This is a genomic window from Bradyrhizobium sp. (assembly GCF_049586575.1).
Lineage (GTDB): Bacteria > Pseudomonadota > Alphaproteobacteria > Rhizobiales > Xanthobacteraceae > Bradyrhizobium.
In genome coordinates this window covers 1-4516 of record NZ_JBAVCF010000104.1, presented here as the reverse complement: position 1 = coordinate 4516, position 4516 = coordinate 1, and the positions used below count along the sequence as shown (strand labels likewise).

4 protein-coding genes and 1 pseudogene are annotated in these 4516 nt (G+C 62.1%); 1 reads left to right on the top strand and 4 read right to left on the bottom strand.

The window, feature by feature from the left end; all coding sequences use genetic code 11:
* Together WB528_RS03700 and WB528_RS03695 are read right to left on the bottom strand one after the other, a co-directional pair.
* A pseudogene (locus WB528_RS03700) lies at positions 1-272 on the bottom strand (amidohydrolase family protein); the annotation flags it as partial.
* Positions 273-357: 85 nt separating this feature from the next.
* Entirely contained in the window at positions 358-1431 is a 1074-nt protein-coding gene (locus tag WB528_RS03695) for an amidohydrolase family protein (RefSeq protein ID WP_423887078.1), read from the bottom strand.
* 131 nt (positions 1432-1562) lie between these two features.
* On the opposite strand from WB528_RS03695, the gene WB528_RS03690 reads away from it, so the two are divergent.
* Complete coding sequence (locus WB528_RS03690; protein ID WP_423887077.1) at positions 1563-2045, top strand: CinA family protein; 483 nt, start codon at positions 1563-1565, stop codon at positions 2043-2045.
* A 3-nt stretch (positions 2046-2048) separates the two neighbouring features.
* Here WB528_RS03690 and WB528_RS03685 read toward each other — a convergent pair whose 3' ends face one another.
* Both WB528_RS03685 and WB528_RS03680 read right to left on the bottom strand, forming a co-directional pair.
* Positions 2049-3359 (bottom strand): HlyD family type I secretion periplasmic adaptor subunit, encoded by a 1311-nt coding sequence (locus tag WB528_RS03685; RefSeq protein ID WP_423887076.1) that lies wholly within the window; start codon positions 3357-3359, stop codon positions 2049-2051.
* Positions 3356-4516: type I secretion system permease/ATPase (locus WB528_RS03680; RefSeq protein WP_423887075.1), on the bottom strand; the 1161-nt coding region annotated here is incomplete at its 5' end. The genes WB528_RS03680 and WB528_RS03685, both read right to left, overlap by 4 nt.

The window sequence follows — 4516 nt, the reverse complement described above, 5'->3', positions numbered from 1 at the left end:
GAGCCTTGCGGGCCGCCTTCCGGCGGATAGGCGTCCCGGCGCGATGCATTCGGTTGCGCCTTCGGATAAGGCGGCCCCTCCATCATGCCCTGATACTGATGCCTGCCAAAAGTCTCCAAATGCCCGTGCCAGCGCCTGGCGAGAAAGGGATGAAGCTCGGTCGCGGTGGCGCGGGCCGGATGGATGTCGCAGTCCGCAATCGCCGTCTTCGCTGGTGATGTGGTCTCAACCGACGAAGCCGCTCCCGATCGCTCGCGAAACTGGACGTTCATGTCACCGTCTCCAACATTGTTTGGGCATGGTCTTTTTCCGAAAAGCGGATTCCACTTAGCGCTAACGCGGCCCTCCGGATCGGGATCATGCCGTCACCGATTCTTTCAAACGGGTGTAGGTCGCAAAGGGATTGTCGATCATGATCTTCTTGACCAGATCGGACGAGATCCCCTCCGGCAGCGCCGCATCGCCATCGAATTGCCAATGCGGATAATCCGTCGAGAATAGAAGCAATTCGTCGGACTGCATATGGTCGAACAGGCGATTTAAGACTTCCGGTTCCAGCGGCGCGTCGATCGGCTGCAGCGAGAATCGGATATTGCTGCGCACAATTTCAAGCGGCGCGCGATCCACCCATGGCGTTTCCATCCGGATGCCGCGCCAGAATTTGTGCAGCCGCCACAGATAGGGTGGCAGCCAGGTGAAGCCGCTTTCCAGCATCACCATTTTCAGATTCGGATGCCGTGCGAACACGCCTTCGACGATCAGGCTCGTCAACTGGGTCTGAAACGCCTGCGCTTGCGCGACATAGTCCTCGATGTGATAGGAGCCCCAGCCGACCGAGGTTGGCGGGTTATGATAGCTTGAGCCGGCGTGAATGCCGATCGGTAACCCCAGCCGTTCGGCCGCGGCATAGATCGGCCAATAAGCGCGCTTGCCGAGCGGCATGTCGCCCATCACCAGCATCAACACCTGGACGAAACGCTTATCCTGCGCGCAGCGCTCGATTTCGGCGACGGATTTTTCGATGCTCTGAACGGGAATCACGATCGAACCGCGCAGGCGGTCGTCCTTGTCGAGCCATTCCTTGACCAGCCAGTCGTTCAAAGCGCGGGTGAAGGCGACCGCCATATCTTCCGAAAATACCATCTGCACCCCGAACAAGGGATTGCAGATGCCGAACCGAATGCCGAATGCATCAAGCGCCTGCGCCTGCATGTCGGCGAGGTTCGAGCCGGGCTTACCCTTGGCCGGCCGCCAGTCCGGTCGCGCCGAAATCGGCGAATTCGGCGGATAGGATTGTGAGACGAGGTCGGTCATCCCCCGCGTCGTGACCTGGTCGCGCCAATAATCGTCGAGATAGGGCAAAAGGCTGGTCAGATGAGGAACGGCGGGATGAAGATCGCAATCCACACCACCTGGGATCGGTGACGTCATTCCTCATCTCCCGGCCTGTTTCGACCCATTGAAGCAGGCCGTCACTTCGCCGGCAACTCGGCAAAAAGCGATCTCTGGCGTGCTATAAAGCGGGCCTCTTCAGACAACGTCTACCCAGGGAATTGAGATTCATGAAGGACCTCGTCGCGATTGCCGAGCAGATCGCCGCCAAGCTTGTCGCGCGGAAAGAAACCATCGCGATTGCCGAATCTTCGACCGGCGGGCTGATCTCCGCAAGCCTGCTCGCGGTGCCGGGCGCTTCCGCCTATTTCCTCGGCGGTGCTATCGTCTACACCCGCGACGCGCGGCGGCTTCTCGCCGATATTCCGGACGAGGCGATGAAGGGAATCCGCTCCGCATCGGAACCTTATGCCCAATTGCTGGCGAACCAGATCCGCAAACGTTTTTCGACCCATTGGGGCCTGTCGGAGACCGGCGCCACCGGCCCCACCGGAAATCGCTACGGCGACGCAGCCGGCCATAGCTGCATGGCGATCGCGGGCCCCAGACCGGCGGTCATTACGCTTGAGACAGGGAGCGCCGACCGGCAAGCCAACATGCACGCATTCGCCACGCGCGCGTTGAACTTGTTGCTGGAGAATTTGTCGCGGTAAGACCTATCTTTCCCGGAACGCGCGCATCAATTGATCGTTCAGCGGCTTGATCAGATAGGACAGCAGGGTGCGTTCGCCGGTCTGCACGAAAGCTTCGACCGGCATGCCCGGAATCAATTTGACTTCGCCGAGGCGCGCGACCTCCTCCGGCGGCATCGAGACGCGGATCGTGTAATAGGACTGCCCGGTGCGCTGATCGGTGGTGACGTCAGGCGAGACGCGGGTGACGATGCCGTTCAGTTCCGGCGTGGTGCGCTGGTTGAAGGCCGACAGCCGCAGCAGGGTTTTCTGACCGAGCTGCAGTTTGTCGATATCCTGCGGATTGACCTTGGCCTCAACCTGAAGGTCGTCGGCTTGCGGCACGATCAGCATGATGGTATCGCCGGCGGTGATCACACCGCCGACCGTATGCACGGTGGATTGCAGCACCATCCCGGACTGCGGCGCCCGGATATCGACCCGCCGCAACTGGTCTTCCGCCGTAACCTTGCGCTCGACGAATTCGCCTATCTTGTCGTTGGTCTCGCGCAGATCCTTGGACACGTCGCTGACCATGTCCTTGTCGACCTGGATGATCTGCAACTCGGTCTCGGTGATCTTGCCCTTGGCCTGGGCGCGCGACGCAATGTATTGCGCGCGCTCGCCGGACAGTCTGGCCGCATCGCGCTGCAGCGTCGTGAGCCGGCTCAACTGTACCAGGTGCTTGTCATAGAGATCGCTAACGCCGCCGAGCTCCTTCTGCACCAGCTCAATTTCCTGATCTTTCGCCTTCTCTTGCGCGGCGAGACCCGCAATTTCTTCATTCAACTGGGTGATGCGTTCGCGCAATTGCGCCTTTTGGCCGATCCTGCCATTGACGCGCACATCGAACAGTTTGGTTTCACTCGCCATGATGGCCTTGACGTCGGGATCATCGGCGCGACTGGTCAACATCGGCGGAAAGGTGATCTTGTCGAGGCCGCGCTGCTCGGCCTCCAGCCGTGCCGCACGCGCCCACAGGCCATCGAGGTTCTTGGTGACGATGGCAAGGCTCGCCTTGGTGACGGTGTCGTCGAGCCGCACCAGCACGTCGCCTGCCTTGACGAGATCGCCATCATGGGCACGCACCTCGCCGACGACTCCGCCCGTCGGATGCTGAACCTTCTTGACGCTGGATTCGACGACGATCGACCCCGGCGCAATCAATGCCCCAGAGATTTCCGCAGTCGACGCCCAGCCGCCGAGACCACCGGCGAGCAGCACGACCACGGACAGTCCGACGATCAGATGCTGCCTGATCGAAAGACGCGCGCCTTTCACCTCGGTGTCCGTCATGACTTGGCGACGCCTCCATCGGAGACAATCTTGATCGGCGACGGCGCCGCGACACGCGGTTGCAGTACCTGCGCCAGCACGGTCTCCTTCGGTCCAAAGGCCTGCATGCGGCCATCCCGCAGCACGAGCAGCTGATCGACCGCCTCGATCCCGACCGGCCTGTGCGCGACCACCACCACGATGGCGCCGCGTTCGCGTGCCCCGCGGATGGCGCGGGTCAACGCCTCGTCGCCTTCGGTATCGAGATTGGAATTGGGTTCATCCAGAACGATGAGGAAAGGATTGCCGTAAAGCGCCCGCGCAAGCGCCACGCGCTGCGCCTGTCCCGCCGAAAGCGCGGCCCCCTGCTCGCCGACCTGGGTATCGTAGCCTTCACGCATCTTGATGATCATTTCGTGGACGCCGGCTTCCTTGGCGGCGGAGATGATGCTGTCGGAGGTAGCGCCGGGATCGAAACGGCAGATATTCTGCGCGACGGAACCTGCAAACAATTCGACGTCCTGCGGCAGATAACCGACGTGACGGCCGAGCACATCGGAAGACCATTGGTCCAGCGCGGCGCCATCGATCCGCACTTTGCCGCGCGCCGGCTGCCACACGCCAACCAGTGCCCGCACCAGCGAGGATTTTCCGGACCCGCTCGGCCCGATGACACCAAGGCCATTTCCGGCCGAAAGCGCGAACGTCACGTCCTGCACAATGACCCGCTGATCGCCGGGCGCGACTATGCCGAGCCCCTCGACCGAGAGGCGGCTCGACGGATTTTGCAGCAAGGTCGGCGTCGGGCGGACCGGCATCGACTCCAGCAAGCGGTTGAGGCGATGCCAGCTCTGGCGCGCGGCCATAAAACTCTTCCAATGGGCGATCGTAAGATCGACCGGCGCGAGCGCCCGAGCGCTGAGGATCGACCCCGCGATGATGATACCGGCAGTCGCTTCCTGATGAATCACGAGATAGGCGCCGACCGCGAGCACGGCCGATTGCAGCATCATCCGCATCACCTTGGCAGCAGCCCCTAAGCCGCCCGAGACGTCGCTGGCGTGCTGGTTGCCGTCGAGATAATTCTGGTTGGCTTCGCTCCAGCGCCGGGTCAGCCGCTCCGACATCCCCATCGCGACCAACACTTCGGCGTTGCGCCGGCTGGCGGCGGCCAGGTC

Bases quoted from the DNA above. Each gene is read 5' to 3' on its own strand.
- WB528_RS03690 (WP_423887077.1), top strand. From the start codon at position 1,563: ATGAAGGACCTCGTCGCGATTGCCGAGCAGATCGCCGCCAAGCTTGTC.
- WB528_RS03695 (WP_423887078.1), bottom strand. From the start codon at position 1,431: ATGACGTCACCGATCCCAGGTGGTGTGGATTGCGATCTTCATCCCGCC.
- WB528_RS03685 (WP_423887076.1), bottom strand. From the start codon at position 3,359: ATGACGGACACCGAGGTGAAAGGCGCGCGTCTTTCGATCAGGCAGCAT.